The sequence below is a fragment of the Bradyrhizobium manausense genome (assembly GCF_018131105.1).
Classification (GTDB): domain Bacteria; phylum Pseudomonadota; class Alphaproteobacteria; order Rhizobiales; family Xanthobacteraceae; genus Bradyrhizobium; species Bradyrhizobium manausense_B.
The window spans coordinates 1-5,058 of the sequence record NZ_JAFCJI010000016.1 but is presented as its reverse complement, the minus strand read 5'-3'; the positions used below and the strand labels follow the sequence as shown (position 1 = coordinate 5,058).

Sequence of the window (5,058 nt, the reverse complement as noted above, 5' to 3'; positions counted from 1 at the left end):
ATCCGCTTCACGATGCCGTTGATCTCCGGCGTCGTTCGCTGATTGAAGGCGGAGAAGCGCAACACGGCGGCCTGACCGAGCACCAGCTGATCGATGTTCTGCGGCGGCAGCTTGACCTCGACGGTCAGGTCATCCGATTCGGGCACGATCAGCATCGCGGGCTCGCTGGCCGTGATCACGCCGCCGACGGTATGGACGTTGAGCTGGTGCACGATGCCGCTCTGCGGCGCGCGGATATCGATTCGCATCAGCTGATCCTCGGCCGCAACCTTGCGCTCGAGCAATTCCGCCATCCTGCCCTGGATTTCCCGGAGCTCCCTGGCGACCTCGCTGCGCAAATCCTGGTCGATCTGCAGGATCTGCAATGAGGTCTCCGCCATTTTGCCGCGCGCCTGCGCGGTGGACGCCATCAGTTGGCCTCGCTCGCCGCGGAGGCGGACGGTCTCCCGCTCGAGCTGGGTGAGGCGCATGATCGGGACGAGGTTCTTTGCAAAAAGCATGCGGACGCCTTCGAGCTCGCGCAGGATCAGGTCGGTCTCATCCGCCTTTGCGCTGACCTGTTCGCTCAGCCCCTTGATCTCTTGCCCAAGCTGGCCGATCCGCTCCTGCAGCTGGGCCTTTTGTCCAGCCCGGGCCGACCTGCGGAGCTCGAACAGTTTCGTCTCGCCGTTCACGACCTGCCGGATATCCGGGTTTTGCAGCCGTCGGGCCAACGTTGATGGAAAGCGGATGTCCTCAAGGTCGTCGCGCTCGGCTTCGAGACGAGCCTGCCGGGCCATCAGCTCGTCGATGCCCTTCACGACGATCGCGAGATTGGCGCGCGTCACCGTCTCGTCGAGACGGATCACCACGTCGCCTGCGCGGACACGGACACCGTCGCGCACGCGCAGCTCACCGACAACACCGCCCGTCGGATGCTGCACCTTCTTGACGTTGGAATCGACGACCAGGGCCCCGGACGCCACCACTGCTCCCGAGAGTTCCGCCTTCGTCACCCAGCCGCCGAAGCCGCCGACGACGAGCCCCCCTGCCATTCCGACCGCCAGCACGTGACGCCGGATCGAGCGCTTCGCAGTATCGATCCCTGCTCTCATGATCTCACCTCGCCCTCGGCAGCAACCTTGAGGGGACGCAGCGTCTTCGAGCGATCGAGGACCTTCTGGAGCACCTCCTCCTTGGGCCCGAAGGCCTGAACGCGCCCGTTCGCCATCGCAAGCAGCAGATCGACCCCGAGCAGGGCCGAAGGCCGGTGAGCGATCACGACGACGATCGCTCCGCGCGCGCGGGCCGCCAGGATCGCGCGCGTCAGTGCTTCATCGCCCTCCGCATCGAGATTGGAGTTCGGCTCGTCGAGCACGATCAGGAACGGATTGCCGTACAGGGCCCGCGCCAGCGCAATACGCTGCCTTTGACCGGCCGAGATCGCGACGCCGCCCTCCCCGACACGCGTCTCATACCCGTCTGGCAGCCGGACCACGAGTTCGTGGACACCCGCCGCATCGGCCGCAGCAACGACCGCCTCGGAATTCGCATCCGGGTCGAAACGGCTGATGTTGTCCGCAACGGTGCCGTCGAGCAACTCGATATCCTGGGGCAGGTAACCGATATGAGGTCCCAGACTCTCGCCGGCCCATTGCTCGAGCGCAGCGCCGTCAAGGCGGACCTTGCCGCGGGCCGGCAACCACACGCCGGCGATCCCGCGGGCCAGCGACGACTTGCCCGAGGCGCTCGGTCCGATGACCCCGAGCCCCTGACCTGCTCGCAGGATGAAGCTCGCATCCTGAACCACCAGCCTCGTCTGTCCGGGAGGCGCGACGTTGAGGGCTTCGACAGCCAGGCTCTTGGTGGGCGACGGCAAGGCCGTTGTCGCCTGCACCTGCTGCTCCAGCAGCTTGAGCAGATCGGTCAACCGCTTCCGGCTCTGACGAGCCGCCACAAATCCCTTCCAGTTCGCGATCGCAAGCTCGACCGGCGCCAGCGCTCGCGACACCAGGATCGAACTGGCAATGATGATGCCGGCGGTCGCTTCCTGATTGATCGCGAGATAGGCGCCGACCGCCAACACGGTCGACTGCAGCATCATGCGAAGCACACGCGAGGCGGCGCCGAGGCCTCCGCCGACATCGGCGGCACGCTGCGCGGCGCTCCGATATCCGGCGTTCGCGGCCGTCCACGCTTCGGCCAGCCGCCCGCGCATGCCCATCGCCTGCAGCACTTCGGCGTTGCGCCGCGTCGCGTCCGCAAGGCCAAGCCGCCGCGCATTGGCCTCGGCCATGGCGCGGGACGGCGCACGCGTCAACACCTCGGTCCATAGCGTCAGGCCGACCAGGATGGTGGCGCCCGCCATGGCGGTGATGCCGATCCAGGGATGGAAGATGAAGCAGATCCCAAGATAAAGCGGCATCCAGGGCAGGTCGAACAGGGCCGTCGGGCCAAGCCCCGACAGGAAACTCTGCATCTGGTCGAGATCGCGAAGCGGCTGGATGCCGTCGGCCTTGCCCTGGATGCGGAGCGGCAGCTTCGCCAGGGCGTCGTAGATCCGCCCGTTGATCTGCTCGTTGAGGAAGCTGCCGATCCGGACGAGGACGCGTGCACGGCAGGCGTCGAGGAAGCCCTGGAACGCAAACAGGCCAATCGCCATCACACCGAGTACGAGCAGCGTCGGAACGCTGCGGCTCGGCAGCACGCGATCATAGACCTGCAGCATGAACAGCGAGCCGGTCAGCATCAGCACGTTGATGAGCGCGGTGAGTACCCCGATGGCGACAAAGGCGCCGGAACACGCCGACAATCCAATAGCGATCGGAGACGCTTTCGATCCTTCAATATCTGCCCCACGCACGGCCGTTGCCCCGGAATGACAGGACGAAGGTGTCCTGCTTCAGCCCACATCAAAAATCGCTCGTCACAAACGCATTGGTTCAATATCAAACCGTGCGGTCTGGCCGTCGCGCCCGGACGGAAAGCCTTGGCTTCCCGCCCGGACGTCTTGATCAGGTTCGCCTGCTCTCCTCAGTGGAAGCGGAAGTCGTCCGCGCCCAGATTGGCCGAGTTGACGTTGCTTAGAATGATGCCGTTGGCAGCGTCGAAATCGATGTGCGTGTCGGAACCGACCTGGTGCATCGCGGCCTGGATCGCGGCGAAGTTGGCGAAGACCAGGTTCGAGAAGTCCATCGTATCCTGATCGGTGCCGGTATCGCCGAACGCGATGATGATGTCGTGACCGAAGCCGGCGTCGAACACGTAGTTGTCGGCTCCAGCACCGCCGTTCATGGTGTCGTCTCCAGAGCCGCCGACGATGATATCGTCGCCTGCTCCAGCCAGGATGGCATCGGCACCGGCACCGCCCTTCAGGATGTTGGCCAGCGTGTTTCCGGTGATCGCATCGTCGCCGGAGCCGCCGGTCGCGTTCTCGATCGTCGCCAGCGTGTCTTCCACCGGGTTCGCCGCCGAGCCGCGGCGCATCGTTCCGGCCGTGAGGTCTATCACCAGGACATCGGTCTCGTCGGCGTAGCTTGCGGTATCGTTGCCGGCGCCGCCGGTCAGCGTGTCGTTGCCGAGACCGCCGCTCAGCGTGTCGTCGCCCGCACCGCCGTTGAGGACATCGTTGCCTGCTCCGCCGCTGAGACTGTCGTTGCCTGCACCGCCCGTGATGGCGTTGGCCAGCGTATTACCGTTGCCGATGAAGTTGCCGGCACCCGTGAAGGTGAGGTTGTCGACCTCCGATCCCAGGCTGTAGCTGTTGAGCGTGGTCTGGACCAGATCGACACCGCCACCGGCGCTCTCGTTGACGACATCGAGGACATCGTCGACGACGTAGGTGTCGTTGCCGAGCCCGCCGGTCATGGTGTCGGCTCCGGTACCGCCGTTCAGCGTGTCGTTGCCGGCGTTGCCGATCAGCGTATCGTTGCCGCCATTGCCGTTGAGCACGTTGTTGCCGGCATTGCCGGTGATGACGTTGGCGAGCTCGTTGCCATTGCCGTTGATGTTGCCTACCCCAGTCAGGGTGAGGTTCTCGACATTGGCGCCCAGCGTGTAACCGTTGACCGCAGTCTGGACTTCGTCGGTGCCGCCGCCGGCGCTTTCAGTGACCACGTCACCTGCGACGTCGACGATGTAGGTGTCGTTGCCGGCGCCTCCGATCAGGGTGTCGGCACCGGCGCCACCGTTCAGCGTGTCGTTGCCCGAGCCGCCGGTGATGGTGTTCGCCAGCGTGTTGCCGGTGCCGGTGAAATTGCCAGAACCGGCAAAGGTCAGGTTCTCGACATTGGCCGACAAGGTGTAGGCCAGCGCCGTCGACTGCACCGTGTCGGTGCCGGCCGCCGCCGCCTCGGTGACGACATCGCCGGTCTGGTCGACCTTGTAGATGTCGTCGCCGGCGCCGCCGATCAACGTGTCGGTTCCGAGGCCGCCATCCAGCGTGTCGTTGCCGGCACCGCCCCGGATGGTGTTGGCGAGCGTGTTGCCGGTTCCGGCAAAATTGCCGGCGCCGGTGAACGTCAGGTTCTCGACCTCACTGGCCAAGGTCAGCGCAGCGAGCGCGGTCTGGACCAGGTCGGTTCCGCCGCCAACCGTCTCGGTGACGACATCCCCGAGATCATCGACGACATAGGTGTCGTTGCCCAATCCGCCGATCATGGCGTCGGCGCCCGTGCCGCCGTTCAGCGTATCGTTGCCGGCGTTGCCGATCAGCGTGTCGTTGCCAGCATTGCCGCTGAGCACGTTGTTGCCGGCATTGCCGATGATGACGTTGGCGAGCGCGTTGCCGTTGCCGTTGAGGTTCGCGGCACCCGTCAAGGTCAGGTTCTCGACATTGGCGCCGAGCGTGTAGTTGTTGAGGGCCGTCTGCACCTCGTCGGTGCCCTGGCCTACATTCTCCGTCACGATGTCGCCGGCCACGTCCACGACGTAGGTGTCGTTGCCGAGTCCGCCGACCATGGTGTCGACGCCCGCGCCGCCATTGAGCGTATCGTTGCCGAGACCGCCGATCAGCACGTTGGCCGCCGTATTGCCCGTCAGCACGTCGGCAAACGCGCTGCCGGTGAGGTTTTCGATCGT

3 protein-coding genes are annotated in these 5,058 nt (G+C 65.4%); all 3 read right to left on the bottom strand.

The window, feature by feature from the left end; translation table 11 throughout:
- Positions 1–1,094: HlyD family type I secretion periplasmic adaptor subunit (locus JQ631_RS32165; RefSeq protein ID WP_212334156.1), on the bottom strand; the 1,094-nt coding region annotated here is incomplete at its 3' end.
- Positions 1,091–2,791 (bottom strand): type I secretion system permease/ATPase, encoded by a 1,701-nt coding sequence (locus tag JQ631_RS32160; protein ID WP_212334153.1) that lies wholly within the window; start codon positions 2,789–2,791, stop codon positions 1,091–1,093. The genes JQ631_RS32165 and JQ631_RS32160, both read right to left, overlap by 4 nt.
- Before the next feature lie 221 nt (positions 2,792–3,012).
- Positions 3,013–5,058, bottom strand: a 2,046-nt coding sequence (locus JQ631_RS32155; protein ID WP_212334150.1) for a beta strand repeat-containing protein, incomplete at its 5' end; no start/stop codon positions are given.